Annotated in this window: 13 protein-coding genes and 1 tRNA gene; 8 read left to right on the top strand and 6 right to left on the bottom strand. The window is 51.2% G+C overall.

Annotated elements, in window-relative coordinates:
- Positions 1 to 148 precede the first annotated feature (148 nt).
- Both TH63_RS10180 and TH63_RS10175 read left to right on the top strand, forming a co-directional pair.
- Positions 149 to 2953 carry a TonB-dependent receptor gene (locus tag TH63_RS10180; protein ID WP_048920857.1) on the top strand — a complete coding sequence of 935 codons (2805 nt, stop codon included), beginning with the start codon at positions 149 to 151 and terminating at the stop codon, positions 2951 to 2953.
- A 35-nt stretch (positions 2954 to 2988) separates the two neighbouring features.
- Complete coding sequence (locus TH63_RS10175; RefSeq protein ID WP_048920856.1) at positions 2989 to 4347, top strand: hypothetical protein; 1359 nt, start codon at positions 2989 to 2991, stop codon at positions 4345 to 4347.
- 239 nt (positions 4348 to 4586) lie between these two features.
- Here the strand turns inward: TH63_RS10175 and TH63_RS10170 are convergent, their stop codons facing one another.
- Positions 4587 to 5276 carry a phosphatase PAP2 family protein gene (locus tag TH63_RS10170; RefSeq protein WP_082161623.1) on the bottom strand — a complete coding sequence of 230 codons (690 nt, stop codon included), beginning with the start codon at positions 5274 to 5276 and terminating at the stop codon, positions 4587 to 4589.
- A gap of 506 nt (positions 5277 to 5782) precedes the next feature.
- Between TH63_RS10170 and cysM the strand changes: the two genes are divergently transcribed.
- Positions 5783 to 6661, top strand: coding sequence for a cysteine synthase CysM (gene cysM, locus TH63_RS10160; RefSeq protein WP_048920853.1), 879 nt, complete (start codon positions 5783 to 5785; stop codon positions 6659 to 6661).
- A 322-nt stretch (positions 6662 to 6983) separates the two neighbouring features.
- Here the strand turns inward: cysM and TH63_RS10155 are convergent, their stop codons facing one another.
- Positions 6984 to 8936: a KUP/HAK/KT family potassium transporter gene (locus TH63_RS10155; protein ID WP_048920732.1), complete on the bottom strand. Its 1953-nt coding sequence runs from the start codon at positions 8934 to 8936 to the stop codon at positions 6984 to 6986.
- 235 nt (positions 8937 to 9171) lie between these two features.
- Between TH63_RS10155 and TH63_RS10150 the strand changes: the two genes are divergently transcribed.
- Positions 9172 to 10074 (top strand): magnesium transporter CorA family protein, encoded by a 903-nt coding sequence (locus TH63_RS10150; RefSeq protein WP_048920733.1) that lies wholly within the window; start codon positions 9172 to 9174, stop codon positions 10072 to 10074.
- A gap of 79 nt (positions 10075 to 10153) precedes the next feature.
- Here the strand turns inward: TH63_RS10150 and TH63_RS10145 are convergent, their stop codons facing one another.
- Positions 10154 to 11221, bottom strand: coding sequence for a porin (locus tag TH63_RS10145; RefSeq protein ID WP_048920852.1), 1068 nt, complete (start codon positions 11219 to 11221; stop codon positions 10154 to 10156).
- Positions 11222 to 11754: 533 nt separating this feature from the next.
- Positions 11755 to 12759 (bottom strand): chemotaxis protein CheB, encoded by a 1005-nt coding sequence (locus tag TH63_RS10140; RefSeq protein ID WP_048920851.1) that lies wholly within the window; start codon positions 12757 to 12759, stop codon positions 11755 to 11757.
- Between the two features lie 177 nt (positions 12760 to 12936).
- Here TH63_RS10140 and TH63_RS20700 point away from each other — a divergent pair, with 177 nt between their 5' ends.
- Positions 12937 to 13344 (top strand): chemotaxis protein CheB, encoded by a 408-nt coding sequence (locus TH63_RS20700; protein ID WP_231583456.1) that lies wholly within the window; start codon positions 12937 to 12939, stop codon positions 13342 to 13344.
- The gene (locus tag TH63_RS10135) at positions 13304 to 16126 is read left to right on the top strand and encodes a CheR family methyltransferase (protein ID WP_231583455.1); all 2823 of its coding nucleotides are present in this window, start codon (positions 13304 to 13306) and stop codon (positions 16124 to 16126) included. The genes TH63_RS20700 and TH63_RS10135 overlap by 41 nt, the downstream gene beginning before the upstream one ends.
- Before the next feature lie 688 nt (positions 16127 to 16814).
- On the opposite strand, the gene TH63_RS10130 is transcribed toward TH63_RS10135, so the two are convergent.
- Positions 16815 to 16888: transfer RNA gene (locus TH63_RS10130), tRNA-Ile, on the bottom strand.
- Positions 16889 to 16962: 74 nt separating this feature from the next.
- On the opposite strand from TH63_RS10130, the gene TH63_RS10125 reads away from it, so the two are divergent.
- Together TH63_RS10125 and TH63_RS10120 are read left to right on the top strand one after the other, a co-directional pair.
- Positions 16963 to 17607: an HAD family hydrolase gene (locus TH63_RS10125; protein ID WP_048920850.1), complete on the top strand. Its 645-nt coding sequence runs from the start codon at positions 16963 to 16965 to the stop codon at positions 17605 to 17607.
- Positions 17597 to 18721 (top strand): site-2 protease family protein, encoded by a 1125-nt coding sequence (locus TH63_RS10120; protein ID WP_048920849.1) that lies wholly within the window; start codon positions 17597 to 17599, stop codon positions 18719 to 18721. The genes TH63_RS10125 and TH63_RS10120 overlap by 11 nt, the downstream gene beginning before the upstream one ends.
- A 90-nt stretch (positions 18722 to 18811) precedes the next feature.
- Here the strand turns inward: TH63_RS10120 and TH63_RS10115 are convergent, their stop codons facing one another.
- Positions 18812 to 19441 (bottom strand): tetratricopeptide repeat protein, encoded by a 630-nt coding sequence (locus TH63_RS10115; RefSeq protein WP_048920848.1) that lies wholly within the window; start codon positions 19439 to 19441, stop codon positions 18812 to 18814.
- Between the last annotated feature and the right edge of the window lie 286 nt (positions 19442 to 19727).

Below are 19727 nucleotides of genomic sequence, written 5' to 3'. Positions count from 1 at the left end.
TATTGTCTTTAATCAACGCAGGCCTTGATTTTAATGTCATTAACCTTCTGGTAACATACCATTCCCAACCGTAATAGAACGGTAATACCTGCTTAATAATGGGGTTAAAGGAGGTCTCTACTTTTGCAGCGAGACTAATCATTACCCCATGAAAACGTTACTACTCACCTTCTTTCTCCTGCTTACCGCCAGTTTCGGCTATGCCCAGCAAGGCACCCTCTCCGGAAAAGTAAAGGACAAAAAGACCCAGGAGCCCGTGATTGGCGCCGTGGTCTTCATTACCGGCTCGGGCACCGCCGCCTCTACTGACATTGACGGTGCCTACGAGCTAAAAATCCAGCCGGGCATCTATAAAATAGTGGTGTCTTACGTGTCCTATAAACAAGCCACCTATGATAATATAAAGGTAGAGGCGGGCCGCACCACGCAGGTTGATTTTGAGATAGAGGAGACCTCCAGTACCTCTTTGAACGCCGTCACTATAGTAGGTACGCGCCAGACCGGCACAGACATGTCTCTGATCAGTGAACTGAAGCAGAGCGAAGTTGTGGTGAGCGGGGTTTCTGGGGAACAGATCACCAAATCACTGGACCGTGATGCCGCCGAAACCGTGAAGCGTATTCCGGGCGTGACTATCATGAATGACAAGTACATTGTGATTAGGGGCATGAATGAGCGCTATAACTCTGTGATGCTCAATGACGCCCTTACCCCCAGCACCGAGCCCGACAGCCGCGCCTTCTCCTTTGATATTCTGCCCACCAGCGTCATTGACCGCATTCTTATCTACAAGAACGGCTCCCCGGAACTGCCAGGAGATTTTGCCGGCGGCGTGATCAAGGTCTTCACCAAGAACTTCGCTGATGAAAACACTACCTCTATTGGCGTTTCAGCCGCTTACCGGGGCAACACTACGTTTGGCAACTTCCTAGCGCCGCCGGCCGGAAAAACAGATTTCCTGGGCTTTGACAACGGTACCCGCAGCTTGCCCGGCAGTTTTCCGGGGGACCTTCGGCAGGTAAGCAACAGCAATGAACTGACCTCACTGGGCCGCGAACTTTCCAATACATGGACCGGTAACCGCACCCAGGCCGCCCCAGACCTGCGCTTCTCCCTGGGCATGACCCGGTTGGTAGACGTGAAAGACATTAGGTTAAGTAACGTGACCGCCATTTCTTACAGCAACACCCGCCTGTTCACCAGGGGGCGCCGCCTCAAGTACCAGGAATTTGACTCTACCCTGGGCTACAGTCCCCAGGATTATAATTACCAGGATGAAACCTCCAGCCAGAACTCCCGCCTGGGAATACTGCATAACTGGACCGCCCGGTTCAACAACCGTAGCAAAATAGAGTTCAGTAATCTGTTTAACCAGTCGGGCTCCAATTCTATTCTCTTCCGGAAGGGCACCGAGAACTTCAATGGGCTGGAGCAGCAGAACTACGCCTTGCGTTATGAGAGCCGCACCATCTACACAGGGCAATTGCAGGGCACGCATGATTTCAACGACATGCACACCTCGGCTACCTGGACCGGCGGCTACTCCTACACCAACCGCAATGAACCAGATTACCGCCGGGTAAGAACCCAGCGCGAGATAGGCTCCAGTGATCCTTTTGCGGTGGCCTATAAATTCACGCCTTCCCTGAATGATGCCGGCCGCTTTTACTCAGACCTGAATGAGCACGTGTATACCGCCGCAGGACAGGTGGAGCATAAATTCAACCCGGCAGATTCTTTGTCAGAGAACGCCCCCAAACTGCGGGTAGGGTTCTACGCCGAAAGGAAGAATAGAGACTTTGGGGCCCGGTTCCTGTCTTACCGTCCGGCCAACCCAGGTTCTTTTGATAACAGCCTGCCGTTACTTCCCCTGAACCAGGTTTTTGCCGCTCAGAACATCAATAATACCACGGGTTGGGAGATTGTGGAAGGCACTAACCCAACAGATTCTTATACCGCCTTCAACACCCTGGTGGCGGGTTACGTGGGCGGGACCATGCCTGTCACCCCAGAGTTTTCTTTGTCAGGTGGCGCCCGGGTAGAATTCAACCATCAGAACCTGAAGAGCACCAACTCCCTGGGCAGGGCCTACACCTTTGATGACAAAGTAGTGCGGGTGTTGCCCGCCCTGAACCTTACCTATGCCTTTAACCTGAAGTCCATGCTCCGGGCCGGGGCCAGCATTAGCCTGAACCGTCCGCAGTTCAGAGAGATTGCCCCGTTCAGTTACTACAACTTCCTCACGTTGTTTGAGGAGAAAGGCGCCCCGCTTAAAACGGCTACCATTTATAATGCTGACCTGAGGTATGAGTTTTACCCGTCGCCTACCGAGGTGCTGTCAGTGGGCGTGTTCGGGAAATATTTTGTAGACCCCATTGAGAAATACTTTGAGATCACCAACATCGGTAACTCCCTTACCTACACCAATACCCCTTCGGCCACTACCTACGGCGTGGAAGCCGAGGTAAGGAAATCCCTTACCGGCCTGACTGGCTCCCACCTTCTGGACAAGGTAACGGTCTTGCTTAACGCCTCCTTGATCAAGAGCAAAGTGGAACTGACCGGTGATGCCGCCGCGGGCCTCACCTACACGTCCCGCGCCATGATGGGGCAATCGCCTTATGTGGTGAACACCGGCCTTTATTTCCAGGACAGTGACCGCCAGGTGCAGGTAAACCTGCTCTACAACGTAGTGGGAAGCCGCATCTGGGCCGTTGGCTCCTACGCCAACCCAATGGTATATGAGATGCCCCGCCATGTGCTGGACCTTTCCTTTACCAAGGGGCTGGGCCGCCACTTTGAACTGAAAGGCGGTGTCCAGGACCTCCTCAACCAGAAAGTACGCCTGATCCAGGATTCCAATGATGATGCCCGCATTTCAGGGGCAGACGAGACCATCCAGGATTACCAGAAAGGAGCTTACTCTTCGCTCGGTCTTACTTACAAGTTTTAATCCACCCAACGCCATCATCCTTTAACTTAAAAACCATGAAAAAATTACCACAGTTTGCCTTATTGCTTTCTCTGCTGTTTGCCACGTTTGCCTGTAGCAATGAAGACGACGGCGGAAACGTTGACCCCCAGGTTCAGTTCACTACCTCTGAGTCTAACGGCGTGATGACCGTGGAAGGCTCCACGGAATCTAACGTGACCTTTTTCGCCAATAAGAAATACCTCTTGAAAGGCTTTGTGTATGTGAAGTCTGGTGCTACGCTTACCATTGAGCCTGGTACCATTATCAAAGGAGACAAGGCCTCTATGGGTACCCTTATTGTAGAGCGCGGCGGTAAGATCATGGCCAAAGGCACCGCCCAGAAACCTATTGTTTTTACCTCTAACCAGGCCGTGGGCAGCAGAGGCGCCGGAGACTGGGGCGGTATTATCCTTCTGGGTGCAGCCCCCACCAACTTACCCAGTGATAACGCGAAGATTGAAGGTGGTGTGGACCGGCCTTACGGGGGTACCAATGCCGCAGATAATTCGGGGGTGCTGAGCTACGTGCGCATTGAGTTCCCGGGGGTTGCCTTTCAGCCGGACAATGAGATTAATGGCCTTACCCTGGGCGGGGTAGGCAGTGGAACCACCATTGACCACGTGCAGATTTCCTTCTCCGGAGATGATTCCTTTGAGATGTTTGGCGGCACCGTGAATGCCAAATACCTCATTGCCTACAAAACGGTAGATGACATGTTTGACACCGACAACGGCTATGCTGGTAACATGCAGTATGTGCTGGGGATTGCAGATCCGGCCGTGGCCGATGCCTCTGGTTCCAACGGGTTTGAGTCTGACGGGGATGCCCAGGGCAGTGATAACACGCCTAAAACGGCGGCTGTGTTTTCAAACGTTAGCTTGTTTGGCCCGAAGGCCACGGGCAGCACCTCGGTGAACGGTAACTTCAAAAGAGCCATGCACATTAGAAGAAACAGCAGCATTTCTGTTTATAACTCGCTGTTTGCGGGCTGGCCCATAGGCTTGCTTTTAGATGGGGCAAAATCTCAAGCCAACGCCACTTCCGGTTCCCTTAAAATTCAGAACACGGTTATCTCTGGCACAGCCAGCGCCCTGACGGTGGAATCTGGAAGCACGTATGACGTAGCTGGCTGGTTCAATGCCTCTGGCAAAAACAATCTGTTGGTGGCTGATAACGGCAGCCTGGGTATTTCGGGTTCTTTCAACCAAACCACCCGCCCCAACTTCTCCATTGGAACCCAACTGCAGACCGGGGCTTCGTTCACCGGGCTTAACAGTTTCTTTACCAACGGTACTTACATAGGGGCCTTCGCCAACGGCCAGGACTGGACCGAGGGCTGGGCTAATTTTGACCCTAAAAATACTGTGTATTAAGCAGAGAAAGAAAAGATGGCCCGTCTGGATTGGTGAGAAGAAAAAGATGGGTTATCACTTTGCGCATGACCTAGTCTCTCATGCTGCAAAGGAACCCGCCAGCAATGGCGGGTTTTCTGTTTTAGGCCTGAAATCTGGAAAACAGGGTAAAACGGAAGGGCCAACCCTTCCGGCGCCTAAAAAATTCTGAAAGCAATTCACCGTTGCAGAAGCAGGCCTTAGATATGCGTTTATTCGGGTTATTTTCCATTGGTTGCTTTCTGGTAAAGTTTCTCCATCTTTTTCAAAATATAAATGGCAAGTAATAGCCAAAGCAGCCCCACGGCAAAGCCGGCTACCACATCTGTGGCATAATGCACTTTTAAATAGATTCTGCTCAGCCCTATAACCAGTACCAGCAGGGTGAAAAAGCAGGTAAAAAACCAGCGCCATTTTCTGCCAGTGCCCGTGACCCACACCAGGTAAATAAGTAACCCGTAAAAGGCCCCTGAGATCATGGCATGGCCACTGGGAAACCCATAGCCAGAATAGACCAATAGGGCTTGCGGGGGGCGCACGCGCTGGAAGTTAAGTTTCAGGATCATGTGCAGAAGGGAAGTACTAGTGGTAATAACCAATACTCTAAAGGCATGCCACCGCATACTGCTGTAAAAGAAAAAGACGATGGCCAGTAGGGGCGGGACCACCATGAAATATTCAGACGAGCCAAAAAAGGTGACCATCCGCATGAAGCGCGTCATTTCAGGAGTAGTGAATTGGTCTACCCATGTAAAAATCATGACATCAAAATTGGTATCCCGGTCTATTAGAACATCCACCCTTATTTTATTGAAGGTAAACAGGCAAATTAAAAAGAGCAGACTAACCACCATTACCTTTAAAGACAAAAGCGCTAGCAAATGCAGGAAAGATTTTGATGGTCCTTTCATGAGGCAAGGCCGTTTGGGAAACCAAATAGGGGACTCTTCCTTAAACGGCTGTGGCTCTGGTGGGTGACCAAAAAATCACTTGCGCCTTAGGGGTGGGTTAGGTATTTGACTTTAGACCTTCTTGAGAAGGAAAGTATTGAAACCAGGTACTGTACAAGGTGCCAGCCATTAAATGAAAAGGCGCCAGTAGGAAGGGTGGGAGCTGTCACCCATGCGGCAGCCGGGTCTGAAGGGAGCTTTACTCTACAGATGGTGGTGTTGCAGAGCGTCATTGAAAGGTTTTTTTGCTTGGCCGGTGAGGCTTGTTTTCCGTTAGTACAGAGAGGCCATATTTTTGTTAATTGGCTTTTGCAAATAACAGAAGCGAAAACTAAGCCTGCTCTGCCGTCTGCCTAAGTTTTGAGTCCGAATGACAAAGGCGCTTACAGAGATGTAACCAAAAGATAAACCCTGCCTCTTTAAAGAGGATGGCTAGCATGTTTCAACAACTATAGACAAAACGTAGAATGACCTTATTTGAACTGATAGGCAATACGCCCCTGGTAGAGATTAAGAACATCAACCCAAACCCGAACGTGAAGCTGTTTGGCAAGCTGGAAGGGCAGAACCCCGCAGGGAGCGTGAAAGACCGGGCCGCCTACCACATGATCAAAAGCGCTTTTGACCGGGGAGAAATTAAGCAGGGAGACCGCTTGGTAGAGGCTACCAGTGGAAACACCGGCATTGCCCTGGCTATGGTAGCCCAGGCCCTGGGCGTGCAGATGACCCTCATCATGCCAGATAATTCCTCCATAGAACGGGTGAAAGCCATGGAAGCCTACGGCGCCGAGGTAATCCTGACCCCGGCGGCCAAAACCATTGAATATTCCCGCGAACTAGCCGATGAAATGGCCGAAAAACAGGGCTACTACCTGTTAAACCAGTTCGCGAACCAAGACAATTACCTGGCCCATTACCGCACCACCGGCCCAGAACTTTGGCGAGATACCCAGGGCGCCATTACCCATTTTGTGTCAGCGATGGGGACCACGGGTACCATTATGGGCGTGTCCAGGTATTTGAAAGAGCAGAATCCGGCCGTGCAGATTGTAGGCACCCAACCCTCAGAAGGGTCTTCTATCCCGGGCATCCGGCGCTGGTCTCCCGAGTTTCTGCCCAAGATCTATGAAAAGGAACGGGTAGACCGGATTATGGATGTGAGTGAGCAGCAGGCCACGTCCATGACCCGAAGGCTGGCCAAAGAAGAAGGCATTATGGGCGGCATGAGCAGTGGCGGCGCCCTGCACGCGGCGGTTCAACTGGCTCAGGAGTTGGAGTCAGGCGTGATCGTGTTTATTGTCTGCGATAGGGGAGACCGGTATTTGAGTACCGATCTTTTTGGGTAGGCAGGAATAGAAACTGCTACCCGTTAAAACTTATCAGACCTGTAGCAGCGCTGCCCTGAAACGCTCTGGTTATACGCCGCAATAAAGCCTTACGTCAGTAATGACCGCCCTTGCTGCAAGGAAAGGTCTCTCCTTTACAAGGCATTCCAGTTTCATAGAACCATGGAAATACAGCTCAACCTGGGGGGCTGCGTTTAATGCTTGTTTTCCTAAAAATACGCATTAAACGTGCTCTTGCTCCTTTAATGAAAGGAACAAGAGCACGTTAACACCCCACAATTGGCCTCTAAAAACCGCTAACAAGGTTCTAATGGTGCTTGGTTTACCCTATGCGGGTCAGTTCCACGTCCTGCACCGGATTAATGAGCAGGGGAACCTTCTCTATCTTGACCGAGCTGGTGTCCAGGCCGAACCACTTGTCCTCCGAAGCGATGAAGTCCTTAAGGATGTAGTAGGCCTTCATCACCAGGTTCTCCTTCCAGGGCAGGTCGTTCTCCACCGACATGTATTTCTCCAGCACCACAAACCGGAAATCACCTATCACGTTCTGCCGGCTGAGCGACTCGTAGCGGCTGGTGATGTCCACTTCCCCGTTCTCCACCAGGTTCTCCACCACCTTCCGGAAGTACAGGTTGATGCGCTGCTCCACCCGGAAGCCCAGGCGGAAGTCCACCCGGATGACGTCGTTGGGGACGATGTGATGCACCGTGTAATCCATGGTGTAGGGCTCGTCGGTGGTGTACACGTGCAGAAACCAATAGATGTCGGCCCGCTTGGGCCTTTTCTGGAAGATGGAGTAGATGATCTTGGACTCAATGTAGTTCTTGCGGTCGGCGCCGGTCATGAACACCAGGTGCGTGGAGTACTTGGGGACGGACTCGTCCTCGCTCAGCTCCTTGAGCCCCTCCACGTACTTGTCCAGCCGCACCTCCTCGGTCAGGCGGCGCTTGATGTAGAAGGCCTGCAGCATCACGTACATCACCGTGATGAGCGCCGCCCCGATGGCCACCGACACCCAGCCGCCGTGCGGGAACTTGATGAGGTTGGCCACCAGGAAGGACAGCTCGATGGCCATGTACACCCCCACGAACAACCCGATGAGGATTTTGGACACCTTCCGGAGGTGGAGGTAATAGGCCATGAGCACGGTGGTGGCCAGCATGGTCACGGTGATGGCCAGCCCGTAGGCGGCCTCCATGTTCTCTGACTCCCTAAAGTAGAGGACCACGGCCACGCAGCCGGCCCAGAGCAGCCAGTTCACGCTCGGCACGAACAGCTGGCCCTTCACGTTGGTGGGGTAGCGGAGGCGGACCTTGGGCCAAAGGTTCAGGCGGATGGCCTCCCCGATGAGGGTGAAGGAGCCGGTGATGAGGGCCTGGCTGGCGATAATGGCGGCCAGCGTGGCGATGGCGATCCCGATGGGCAGGAACCAGCCCGGCATCACCCCATAGAAGGGGTTGACCTTATCGGAGAGCGACTCGCCCGTGTGCTGGGTAAGCCAGGCGGCCTGGCCGAAATAGTTGAGCAGCAGGCACAGCTTCACAAACAGCCAACTGACCCTGATGTTGTCCCGGCCACAGTGGCCCAGGTCGGAGTAGAGGGCCTCGGCCCCGGTGGTGCAGAGGAAGACGGCGCCCAGCAGCCAGAAGCCCTGGGGATACTCCACCAGAAGCCGGTAGGCATACGCGGGGTTGGCTGCCTGAAGGACCTCCGGGTGGAGGAAAATGCTGTGCATGCCCAGTATGGCCAGCATGGCGAACCAGACGAACATGATGGGCCCGAAGGCCTTGCCCACTATCTGGGTCCCGAAACTCTGGGCCACGAAAAGGACCGTCAGGATGGCCAGCACGATGGGCACGGTGGGGATTCCCGGGTTGATGATGCGCAGCCCCTCGATGGCCGAGGAGACGGAGATGGGCGGGGTGATGATGCCGTCCGCCAGCAGGGCGCTGCCCCCAATGACCGCCGGGACTATGAGCCACCTGGCCTTCTTGCGCACCAGGGTGTAGAGCGAGAAGATACCCCCCTCGCCGTTGTTGTCGGCCTGCAGGGTGAGCAGCACGTACTTGACCGTGGTCTGCAGGGTAAGGGTCCAGAAGACGCAGGAGACGCCGCCGTAGACCAGGTCCATGTTCACCACGCTCCCCCCGCTCAGGATGATGGCCTTCATCACGTACAGGGGCGAGGTCCCGATGTCACCGTAGATGATGCCAAGGGCGATGAGAAGCCCGCCCGTGGTGAGGCGGCTGTGGGCGTGGGCAGATTGTTTTTCCATAGGACCCTTAATAGTTTTTACCGTGATTCAGGTGCAATGTACTGCATATTCCCAGTTTTGTTTAGGCAAGTTATCGGGCAGGGTCTTGGCGGAGGGGAACCGGTATTCAATTCTTCCTTATCACCCCGCAAGCTGGGGAGGAATGGAAGGCCCAAAAACGCAGGGCCCTTCGGTTGCTTTATTATCCCCGGATTGCGTAACATTGCCATCCCTTAACGCCAACGTTTAGTCGATCATGAAGAAAGTACTGGTATCCGGGGGAGCCTCCGCCTGGCAGTGGATAGACCTGGAGAACCCCTCAGAGGCCGAACTCCTGGCGGTGGCGGCTGAGTTCGGGCTGCACCGCACCTCCGTGGTGGATTCCCTCCAGCCAGAGCATTTACCTAAGTATGAGGCCATCGGGGCAACGGCCTTCATGATTACGCGGGTATTCGACAGCGGGGCCGACCGGGAGGCGGACACCATCCAGGAACTCACCAACAAGGTGGGCATCTTCTACGCCGAGGGCTATATCATCACCATCCACCGGGGCTCCTCCCTGCTGATCCAGGACATACAGGAGAAATACGTGGCCACCGGGCTCGTGAATTCCACCTCTGAGTTGCTGCTGAAGCTGGTCAAGGCCATCTTCAAAACCTATGAGTCCCCGGCCCATAAATTGGCCGAGGAACTGGACTTCTACGAGGCCAAAACCTTCCTGAACCAGAAGATGCCCCCGCTCATCAAGGGGCTCTACCACCTCAAGCGGAAGGCCACGGTGTGCCGCCGCGTGCTGCGCCTGTCCGAGGTGGTCATCGACAGCATGGGGCAGGCCGGCTTCCAGGCCACCGCCGTGCAGGACCTCAGGGATTTGTACATCCACCTGCAGACGCAGCTCGAGGAGGTGAACGAAGGCACCAACAACCTCATCAACACCTACCTCTCGCTCTCCTCCCAGAAAACCAACGAGGTGATGCGGGTGCTGACCCTTTTCTCCGCCTTCTTCCTGCCCCTCACCTTCATTGCCGGCATCTACGGGATGAACTTCGAGTTCATGCCCGAACTCAGGAAAACCTACGGGTACCCCGGCGCGCTGTTGGCCATGGGGGTGGTGGCCCTTGCCATCTACCTGTGGTTCCGGAAGAAGAACTGGCTGTAGCGAGGCTTTGGGATGCCTGAAGCATTCAAATAAACGGAGAGCCTCTATAGTTTGCTCTTTCCTTTTGCTGATTGTGTAATTAGAAAGAAAACGAGAGGGACGTGGAAAGGGCCGTGTTCTTGTGGGTGGCGCTCCCACTTTCTTTGGTGAAAATAGCATCTTTGGAGTCCAGCAGCCTGGCTTCCACGCGCCATAGCACTTGCTGCGCGGGGGCATAGTCTAGGTTAAGGGAATACCCCGCCGTCTGAAAGCCATTGGCGGTTGCCGTGCCTATGATCACGCCGTGGCGGTCATGGTAGTATTCGGCGCGGGCCGCTATCCCAAGTTTAGGCAGTGCCTGGTATTTTAGGGCCAGGGTTGGGTTCCACCACCGGTTGTAGCCTCTTTCCCCGTATGGCTTTTGCTCCAAACCGTAATCAAAAGACGCTATGAGGCTCCATTGGGTGGTAGGCGCGAGTGAGGCGTAAAAATTATGGAAATAGCGTCGCTGCCTGGCGTTGTCTGGCTTTTCATTCCCGAAAAACGTGCTGGAGTTGAGGGTCACTTTAGCGGAAGGTTTATAGGTAATCTGCGTACCAAGCGCCTTGTTCTGGTTCCCTTCGGCCTCATGAATGTTCTGCCAGCCATTGAGTACCAGCCCGGTGAGCGAAAGTTTTTCTGAGACGGCAAACGTGAGTTTAGCCCCGGTCTCATAGTAGGGCGTGTTCTCGGCGCCCAACGAACGGGAGAGGGTCAGGTTATCACGGGAAATGGCAGACTCTGCCCCAATATGAGAAGGGAAAACCCCTGCGTCCAGCCAAACCCTGGGCAGCAGCCGTACTCCCACATTGGCCTCAAACAAGTGCCGCAGCAATTCATGCTCAACTGCCAGGTTGTATTGGGCATAAGTGCCAGACATGAGGGCTAAGTTACCGCGCACCTTGTCTGTGGCATAGGCGGCCTTCAGGAAGGCCAGGTTGATGTTAAACTCATTATGGCGGTTGTGGTTGTAAAGGAAAGCGGGCCGTTCATGCAATGCCGGATTGTGGAAGTCATAGGAATAGTACGCATCTAAAAAACCGCTTAGGGTGATTTGCCGGGTAGAGTCAGTTTGAGCGAAGGCCGGCGAGATGGCTAGTAGCAGGACTAAGGTGGTGAATATTTTCATAACCTCATTTTTGGTGGGGGCAAGTTGGAGAATTACCTTTACTTATGCCAATGAAAGGCGCATCTACCTTTCTACTAAAATGAAGGCAGTTCCTTTTTCGCAGAGATTTGAGGAGGTATCTGTTTTAAGCACGTTTTCAGGAAAATAGCCCCAAAACAGGAAAGCGCAGTCCCTTCTCCCTGCGGGAGAAGGTTAAGTTGAGGGGGTAGCAATCCAGAGGGTACGCTTTCGCCGCAACCTGTCCGAATTGTATTGGTTTCTTCTGCGGGGGTAAACATCCTCCTGCTCCTACAAAGGGAAGTCTGCGGTTTGTGCTGGCTGTTGGCGCAGACGCTCGCAGGAGCTGCGCACGCTACGAGGACTTTTGAGGAACGGCCTTTAGGTCATCAAAGAGTTTGGGCACGCGCAATAAACCTGGTTTTTGTGGCACGGCTATAGTAGGCTTAGGCTAGGGAAAGAGGCACATTGAGCGCAAGCTTCTCCACTTGCTAAATACCTGGTATTGAAGTAGAAAAGTCTATTTGTCAGGGATTTTAGTTAACAGATTTCTGGGAAGCATACAGTACTTCCTTCATTTTATCTACGTGAACCTGAATGGCTTCTGCTTTTTCATGGTAGCTCTTGGCTAAGGTAGATAGTCCTTTCCGGGCGTGGTCTTTTTCCATCTTCAGAAACAGGTTGCGCCGTTCTTCCATAATGCGCAGGGCGGTCCAAAGGGTAGACTCAAAAATCTCATATTGTTTAATCACCAGATCTTTTTCAGAGTAAGAATGACCAATGTGGCAACGGTACCTGTCACTTTTGGCCTTGCCTTCGTCGTTAATACTCCAGAGGCCTCCACCGCAATCGGGGCAGGCATAAATGCTTTTCTCGCCTATTTTTTTGACGTTGTCATAATCTACCACTACCCGTTCGGCAATTTCAGATTCTATGATCACGTCCTCGGGAGCAGGTATTTCCTCGGGGTCGGTTTGGGTAATGGCTAACAGGATCTCGCCCATATCGGCTAAGGAAATACAGTAATTCACTTCCATACTGTTCAGCACAGACAAGGGCATATCTGGGTGTTCGGCTTCATTGGGGTCCTGTACAATACACGTACCACCACTTCTTTTAATGGCGAGCATGCCGGTGGTGCCGTCGTCTAGCAAACCGGTTAACACTACTCCAATGGCCCGGGTGCTATACGCCGCCGCCGCTGACCGGAATAACACGTCAATAGAAGGGCGCCACCGGTTCTCTTCGGGCCCGTGGCCCAAGATGATCTTTCCTTTTTTTACCAGTAAGTGAAGGTTGGGCGAGGCAATGTAAATATGGCCTTTTTGAATGGGGGCGCCTTCACTACCTAACGCACAAGGCAAAGTGGTATGCTGTTTCAGGTGCCTTGTTAAAAAATCACTGATACTGGTGTGGGATAAATGCATGACAATAAAGACCGCTGCATCCAGGTTTGCGGGTAACTGCCCCACAAATTCTGACAAAGCACTTAATCCACCCGCTGAAGCACCAACGACAATAACAAATTTAGGGGTATCCATTTGATTAGGTTTTAAAGGCAAATGCGTATTGCTCTGGATTTTAGTAAAAAGAAACTACAATTTATCCTAGTATAAGGCACTGATTATCAGAAATATTGGTTATACTGTCAATAAACAGGCTTTTACACCCTCAGGATTTTATTCCTGAAGGGCCTAGGCCACAACTGTCTCTGATTTATGTATACGCCAGTTCCGCATCATGTTATTGCTATTGGCGCTTCGGCCGGAGGCATGGAGGAAATAAATTCCTTTTTTGACCATACTCCTTTAGACGGGGTGGCTTACATCATCATCCAGCACCTGTCGCCAGATTTTAAAAGCCATATGGTAAAGTTGCTGGCGCGGCACAGCAAGCTGGTGGTGCAGGAAGCAGAAAACGGGATGTGGGTGAAAAGCAACGAAGTCTACCTGATTCCGCATGACAAATTCATGACCATTAGGGGGAATAAACTATATCTGTCAAATAAAAAGAATGTTCCCGGTCCCCACCTTACCATTAACGCCTTTTTTAATTCATTGGCCGCCGATTGCGGACAAAAAGCCATTGGGGTTATTCTATCGGGTTTGGGGGGCAGATGGCACTGAAGGCATAAAAGCGATTAAGCATGCCGGTGGGCTGATCATTGTGCGTGACCCGGAGAACAGTGAGTTTAGCAGCATGCCTGCCAACGCCATTGCCAGCGGTATGGTAGACTTTATTCTGGAGCCTGCCCAAATGCCCGGAATTATAGAAGACTATACCCAACAAGAGGCAGGAATTCTAGCCGATAATACAGATAATATGAAAAATCTGAACTCCATTGTGGCTTTGATCAAGGCCAACTCGCCCATGGATTTTTCAGATTACAAGCAAACCACCTTACTAAGAAGAACGCAACGCCGGGCAGCCTATAATAATTTTACTAACCTGGGCAATTACCTAGAGTTCCTTAAAACAAACCACCCCGAAATAGAGAACCTGGCCCAGGATTTCCTCATCAGTGTCACCGCCTTTTTCCGGGATAAAGAGGCTTTTGATTTTATCCAAAGGAAAATCATTCCAGATTTATTGGCAAAGCTGGCTCCCGGTGAGGAGTTAAGAATGTGGGTAGCCGGTTGCGCTACCGGCGAGGAAGCCTACAGTCTGGCCATTCTTGTTTGCGAACAGCTAACCGATGCCTACAAAGACATTGTTGTAAAGATCTTTGCCACTGATATTGATGCCAGCGCTTTAAAAGAGGCGGGCGTGGGCATTTATCCAGCTGATATTTCTAAGGATATATCAAAGGAACGATTAGAAAAACATTTTATAAAAGAGGAGAACCAGTACCGGGTAAAACCTGATATCAGGAAAATGGTAATTTTTGCTCACCATGACCTGGTCAAGAACCCACCGTACTGCAACATGCATTTGATCAGTTGCCGCAACCTTTTAATTTACCTGACTCCCGCCCTACAGAAAAAGATATACGCCATGCTGCTGTTCGGGCTTAAAAAAGATGGCTACTTGTTTTTAGGTTCCAGCGAAAGCCCTTTACCCATTATAGAGGACCTGGAAGTCATTGATAAAAAATCTAAGATTTACAGGAACCTGAAAAATAACCGGGCCGTGCGCTTTGATGCCTTTTCATTGCCGGGCCAGAAACAGAAAGCTCACATTGCCTTGCCAGAGGATAGTTCACAAAGCCTACTGCACCACTTACCTGAAGCCGTAAACGCTGCCCTGGTAAGCGATTTAGAGTACCTGGCCATTTGCATTGATGAAAAACACCAGGTCATTAAAGCCTACGGTGACACCTCTAAATTTTTACTGCAGAAAAACTTCAACTCTACTTTAACTGAGCTTTTGCCGCCCCCGTTGGCCATAGCTTTTAATACCTTGTTTGCCAATATTTTGAAGGGTGACCCAAAAGTTTCCATCACGGGTGTCAAAATAAAGCAACAGGATACGGCAGTTAGTGTCCGTATGTCGGTGAGCCGTTTAGATATAAAGAAAGATTCGCAAAAACTATTCCTGGTAACCTTTAAAGAAGATAATCTGGAAGCACCGGCCAGCCCGGAGGCCCTGGTTTTTGATGAAAAAATATACCATGACCGGTATACCTTAAACCTGGAAACCGAAGTAAAGGAGCTCAAAGACAAGCTGCGGTCTATCTATCTGCAACTAGACGCGTCTAATGAGAATATGCAATCCTTTAATGAAGAGCTGCTCTCGGCTAATGAGGAAATGCAGAGCACCAATGAAGAGATGCAGTCGGTGAACGAGGAACTGCATACCATTAACGCAGATTATCAGCTGAAGAATAGAGAATTGCTGGAGTTGAATGATGACCTGAACAACTACTTCAGGAGCAATGTCAACGGGCAGTTATTTGTCAACAATGATTTTCTGTTAATGAAGTTTTCGCCGGGCACGGTCAAGCACATTAATCTTGTGGCCACCGATATTGGTCGGCCTTTAAGTAACATCTCTACCAATATAAAATTTGAAACCTTTATAGAGGATATTAAGCAGGTGTTGGAGAAAGGCAGCCTTATTACCAAGGAGATAGAATCAAATAATGGGCATTGGTACCAGGCCATGACCATGCCTTACTTACAGCATCCAGACAATAAAATCAGCGGCGCTATCATAACGTTCAGTGATATCACTGAATTAAAAAGCACCCAACTGGAGCTGGACAAAAAGAACAAAAGCCTGTTACGCATTAATGCTGACCTGGACAACTTTGTCTATACCGCCTCCCATGATATGTTAGCCCCCCTGAACCACATTGAAGGGAGCATCGGGTTAATGAACATGCTCTCCATCGCTGATCCCCAACTGAATGAGTTTCTGGAAATAATCAATTTATCTATCCGGAAATTTAAGACCCTGATCACCGATATTGCTACCGTTGCCAAACTGGAAAGCGATATGGTCATCCTGGAGAACGTTGATATTTCAGAAATCATAGATAACATTGAATGGAGTTTAGAAGATAAGATTAAGGCCTCTGGGGCGTTAATACACCGTGATTTGGGCGTAAACCATATCCTGTTCTCTAAAAGAAACCTGCGGAGTATTGTCTATAACCTTATTTCTAACGCGATTAAATTCAAAAGCCCTCAAGCCCCGGTCATTCATGTTCAAACCAGGCAGGAAGGCGATACCATCATTCTTTCAGTGCAGGATAACGGTATAGGAATGACGAAACGGGACCAGGAGCAGATATTCAAAAAATATGGCCGCATTAACAAGGACGCCGAAGGCCAAGGGATTGGTTTGTTCCTGGCAAAAAAGATAGTAGATGCTACGGGTGGAAATATGATGGTAGATAGCGAATTAGAACAGGGTAGCACGTTCACTATCCACTTTAAAGCGGAGCCTGCTGCTGTTACAGCGTAAGTATGAACCTAGGGTGCGGTCTATCGTGCTGTTATGTATTCTAGGCTCCCGCACATTTTCCTGTGCCTCGCTCCGCTGGTTAGTTTCTTTATTTTAGTCTGAGATAGGTACTGGGAAGGAAATACAACCCAAGTAAGAGGGTAGGGACAGGTCGCGACCTGTCCGCACGTATTGCCCTCTTCTGCAGTTGAAACACTCCCTAACCTTCATCAAAAGGGTAATATTAAATTTGATGTGTCCTGAGCACAGACACTCGTAGGTCTTATAGACACTACGAGGTCTTTGGAGCACGTGCTATTAGGCCATTAAACCGTTTTGCCGCGCTCCTCCAAAACGCCCTCAAAACGCCTGCGGCTTGAAACGAGTAATCAAAAGAAAAACTGCGCTACCAATTGAGCCGCCGCGGACAGGTCAAGCCCTGTCCCTACACAACGTGGTTCTGAGGCGTAACTTGTACAAAAAGATATGGCGGGGGCAATGGCCATTTGCGCAGACGCTTGCAGGTCTTTCAGACACAACGAGGTCATTGGGGGAGCGGCTTTTGGGTAAGGTAACCCGTCTAAAAACGCTTTGCTTTACTGGAATTGGTCAGGAGGGTATATTACTTTCTAGGAGAAGGAGGGAGGCACCGGGGCGGAAAACAAAAAAGCACTTACCTCTTTTGGAGATAAGTGCTTCAGCGTCAACGTGGGCCCACTTGGAATCGAACCAAGCACCTACTGATTATGAGTCAGTTGCTCTAACCGAATGAGCTATAGGCCCGGCCAAATCTTTGATTTGGGAGTGCAATTTTACAAATTTGCAGCGCAAAACACAAAACAAAACCCCATCTATCTGTGAATTTTTCTTCCATTAAGAATATCATCTTTGATTTAGGCGGCGTGATCATCAACATAGACTACGCCAAAAGTACAGACGCCCTCCGCACCTTCGCACCGGTAGACACGTCCGTTGATTTCAGCCAAAAAGCTCAGTCAGAACTGTTTGACCTCTATGAGCGCGGCGATATCTCCTCAGAGGACTTCCGCGAAGGGCTCCGGAAAGACTTCGGCATCACCGCCACCGACGCTCAGATTGACGAGGCCTGGAATGCCATGCTTCTGGATATTCCCGCAGAGCGGATTGAATTGCTGCGGGCTTTGAGCAAGCACTACCGGTTGTTTTTGCTCAGTAACACCAATGCCATTCACATGCTGGCCTTTAATGAGATTGTGGCCACCAGTTTCCATATCCCCAGCCTAGACAGCCTCTTTGAGAAAGCCTATTATTCCCATTTGGTGGGCAAGCGCAAGCCAGACAGTGCCGTGTTTGAACATATTCTGGAAGAGAACGGCCTGAACCGCGAAGAGACTTTGTTCATTGATGACAGCATCCAGCACATTGTGGGGGCCAGGGAGGTAGGCTTGCAGACCCTGCACCTGGCGCCGCCGCTTACTATCAACCAGGCGCTCAAAGAGGCGCTGCCGGCCAATGAAGCCTAGGCACTTGTTGCACGCGCTGCTTTTTCTGGTCACGCTGGTCACTACCACGCTGGCCGGGGCAGAGTGGCGCCTGGGGAAATCGTACTTCTTTGACCAGCATGGGTTCACATGGGCAGGCTCGCTTTCCTGGGAAGAGATTCTGCAGGGGCTGCCTTTCTCGCTGGCTTTTCTGGGGGTGCTCACGGTGCATGAGTTCGGGCATTATTTCACGGCCCGCTATTACAAGGTAAGGGTCACGCTGCCGTACTACATACCCATGTGGCTGGGGTTTACGTCCAGCATAGGTACCATGGGCGCGTTTATCAGGATCAAGGAGCGCATCTTCTCCCGCAAGGAGTTCTTTGATATAGGTATAGCCGGGCCCTTTGCCGGGTTTGCTGTGGCGTTGCCGCTGCTGTGGTACGGCTTCACCCATTTGCCGCCCCCGGAGTACATTTACCAGATTCACCCCGAATACCAATTGCTGGGCAGCCGCTACGCGGAGTTTGTGTACCAGGGGAACGGGGACCTTTCCTTGGGCCGCAACCTGCTCTTCTGGATCTTTGAGCAATTAGTCGCCGACCCGGCCCTGTTGCCCAACCGCTACGAGATCATCCATTACCCCTACCTGTTTGCGGGGTTTCTGGCGCTCTTCTTCACCGCCCTTAACCTCCTACCCATTGGGCAGCTGGACGGGGGGCACATTCTGTACGGTATGATGGGCTACGAGCGCTTTAACCGGCTGTCACCCATGCTCTTCACGCTGTTTATTTTCTACGCAGGCCTGGGGTTAATCCCTTTAGACACCGACTTGCTGGAATATTGGTGGCTGTGGGGCGGCTACGCACTGTACCTGCTCATTGTCTTCAAGCCTATGTTCCCTGAGGTGCGGCGCAGTGTATTGATAGCGGCCGGGGTGTTCAGTGCGCAGATAGCGGTGCAGTTGTGGTGGCCCGGGGTGACCGGTTACCACGGGTGGCTGGTATTTGGCCTGGTGCTGGCGCGGGCCATGGGTATTTTCCATCCGCATTGCCCAGATGAGCGCCCGCTCAGTAAAGGCCGTATTTTCATGGGCTGGCTGGCCCTGCTGGTCTTTGTGCTGTGCTTCAGCCCACAGCCTTTTGTGATTGATTGAGTAAACTAAAATTGCGTTTTGGGCCTGTTTTTAGGAAAACAGGCCCAAAACGCAATTTTTATATTGACGAAAACTGGCTGCTGAGGCAGTTTACTTGCCGCACTTTTTCTTCAGGAAAGCAAGGGCATCATAGCCGCCTAGTACCAGGGCCTTTTCCCAATCGTCGCATGCGCCTGCCTGGTCTGAGAGCTTTTCCTTGGCCAGCCCGCGATTGATAAGGGCGTCTGAGAGTTCAGAGACACTATACCACTGGTCACTGTAGGCCAGGAAAGCTGAATAATCTTCAATGGTGCCTTTGTAATCCTTTAGATTAAATTTAGAGGTGGCCCGGTAAAAGTACAGGATAATGTCTTTAGGGTTGTATTTCAGGGCCAGGTCATAATCTTCTATGGCGCCTTTGTCATTGCCAATGTAGGCTTTGGAATTTCCGCGCAGGGTGTACGCTGAGGCAAGGGCAGGATTCAACTGTAAGGCCGCATCAAAGTCCAGAATTGCCGCTTTGTCCTCGCCCAGGTTAGATTTTGCCTCGCCCCGTAACTGGTAGGCCAAATAGTCTTTGGGGTTCACTTCCAGTACTTTGGTATAATCCTGAATGGCTTGCTTGTAATCCCCGTCATGAAAACTTTCAATGGCTCTTTTAGAAAGAGAAGCTATGGCCTGCGCCGAGACCTGACCCAAGGCTAAAGTAAAAAGGATAAGTAGAGAGAAAAGGGTTTTCATAGAAGCTTTTTAAAATCTGATTTTTAATACTATCTAAACATATTTAAGTTCTAATATTTGTTAAAAAATAGTTGAAAAGCAATAAAAAAATGGAAGCATGTGGGATGGGCTTCCAAAGTAATGGGTAGAAAAGAGCATCTCTTTTGTGGTTCCCTAGCCCATACTGCTCTTCCGGATTTGCACTCCGGAAGCAGGAAGGAGGGGATTTGTAATCCCCGTGGGTATAGGCCCACAGTTCCCGGCAGGCGGATTGCAAATCCGCTTTTCAGAAGTTCGGGATTGCAAA

It is taken from the genome of Rufibacter radiotolerans (genome assembly GCF_001078055.1).
GTDB lineage: Bacteria > Bacteroidota > Bacteroidia > Cytophagales > Hymenobacteraceae > Nibribacter > Nibribacter radiotolerans.
The sequence above is the reverse complement of the archived record's forward strand: the minus strand, read 5'-3'. Positions and strand labels throughout refer to the sequence as shown.

Bases quoted from the DNA above. Each gene is read 5' to 3' on its own strand.
- TH63_RS10180 (WP_048920857.1), top strand. From the start codon at position 149: ATGAAAACGTTACTACTCACCTTCTTTCTCCTGCTTACCGCCAGTTTC.
- TH63_RS10175 (WP_048920856.1), top strand. From the start codon at position 2,989: ATGAAAAAATTACCACAGTTTGCCTTATTGCTTTCTCTGCTGTTTGCC.
- TH63_RS10170 (WP_082161623.1), bottom strand. From the start codon at position 5,276: ATGAAAGGACCATCAAAATCTTTCCTGCATTTGCTAGCGCTTTTGTCT.
- cysM (WP_048920853.1), top strand. From the start codon at position 5,783: ATGACCTTATTTGAACTGATAGGCAATACGCCCCTGGTAGAGATTAAG.
- TH63_RS10155 (WP_048920732.1), bottom strand. From the start codon at position 8,936: ATGGAAAAACAATCTGCCCACGCCCACAGCCGCCTCACCACGGGCGGG.
- TH63_RS10150 (WP_048920733.1), top strand. From the start codon at position 9,172: ATGAAGAAAGTACTGGTATCCGGGGGAGCCTCCGCCTGGCAGTGGATA.
- TH63_RS10145 (WP_048920852.1), bottom strand. From the start codon at position 11,221: ATGAAAATATTCACCACCTTAGTCCTGCTACTAGCCATCTCGCCGGCC.
- TH63_RS10140 (WP_048920851.1), bottom strand. From the start codon at position 12,759: ATGGATACCCCTAAATTTGTTATTGTCGTTGGTGCTTCAGCGGGTGGA.
- TH63_RS20700 (WP_231583456.1), top strand. From the start codon at position 12,937: ATGTATACGCCAGTTCCGCATCATGTTATTGCTATTGGCGCTTCGGCC.
- TH63_RS10120 (WP_048920849.1), top strand. From the start codon at position 17,597: ATGAAGCCTAGGCACTTGTTGCACGCGCTGCTTTTTCTGGTCACGCTG.
- TH63_RS10115 (WP_048920848.1), bottom strand. From the start codon at position 19,441: ATGAAAACCCTTTTCTCTCTACTTATCCTTTTTACTTTAGCCTTGGGT.